Origin of the sequence: Mesorhizobium sp. M7A.F.Ca.ET.027.02.1.1, from assembly GCF_004022985.1 — a bacterium.
In the GTDB taxonomy this organism is placed as follows: domain Bacteria; phylum Pseudomonadota; class Alphaproteobacteria; order Rhizobiales; family Rhizobiaceae; genus Mesorhizobium.
On record NZ_RZOL01000783.1, the window covers coordinates 1 to 1,133 of the forward strand.

1 protein-coding gene is annotated in these 1,133 nt (G+C 65.1%); it reads right to left on the reverse strand.

What is annotated here, in order from left to right; genetic code table 11:
- A partial coding sequence (locus EN749_RS36110; protein WP_145991191.1) for a class II fumarate hydratase occupies positions 1 to 807 on the reverse strand: 807 nt, incomplete at its 3' end.
- Positions 808 to 1,133: the final 326 nt, after the last annotated feature.

Sequence of the window (1,133 nt, forward strand, 5' to 3'; positions counted from 1 at the left end):
CGCCTCGAACTTGTTCGGCGCGGTGACGAAGGCGATGCCGGTAATGCTGGCGATGCGATCCGCCACCCGTTCGGCGAAGCCGACCGGCGCGTTGAGGCCGGTGCCGACGGCGGTGCCGCCCTGCGCCAGTTCCTGCAGGCCGGGCAGCGTCAGCTCGATGCGCTTGATCGACGAGGCGACCTGCGCGGCGTAGCCCGAAAATTCCTGGCCGAGGGTCAGGGGGGTGGCATCCTGCGTGTGCGTGCGGCCGATCTTGATGATGTGATTGAACTCTCTGCTCTTGGCGGCGAGCGCCTTGTGCAGGTGCTTCAGCGCCGGCAACAGATCGTGCACGATGCGTTCGGCGCAGGCGATGTGCATGGCCGTCGGATAGGTGTCGTTCGACGACTGGCTCATATTGACGTGGTCGTTGGGATGCACCGGCTTCTTGGAGCCCATCACGCCGCCCAGCATCTCGATCGCCCGGTTGGAGATCACCTCGTTGGCGTTCATGTTGGACTGTGTGCCCGAGCCGGTCTGCCAGACCACCAGCGGGAAATGCTCATCGAGCTTGCCGTCGATGACCTCTTGCGCCGCCTCGACAATGGTCTTGCCGATCGAAGGATCAAGGCGTTTGAGCTCCATGTTGGCCTCGGCCGCCGCCCGCTTGACGATGCCCAGCGCGCGCACGATCGACGCCGGCTGCTTCTCCCAGCCGATCTTGAAATTGCCGAGCGAACGCTGCGCCTGCGCGCCCCAGTACCGGTCGGCGGCGACTTCGATGGGACCGAACGTGTCGGTTTCGGTTCTGGTCTTTGCAGCGGTCACAGGTCTCTCCTTGTCGGATTCGGCAACGGCGTATCGCGTTGCACAAACGGCTTCAAGCGGAGATTGCGGGCGGCGAGGATGCAAATCGGTTGAAGGTGTGCTGGTGATCTCCCTCCTCGAGGGGGAGATGTCGCCGAAGGCGACAGAGGGGTCGGTTCGACCGGGCGCGACCTCCTGCCGCCGCCGGAAGAAGGTTGGCGCTCCATGTGAGGCGACCCCCTCTGGCCTGCCCGTCCTCCGCAGCAGCTGCGCTGCAGCTGCGGAGGACGGGCAGGCCATCTCCCCCTCAAGGAGGGAGAAAAGCAGCTCACCCCGCCGTATAACCC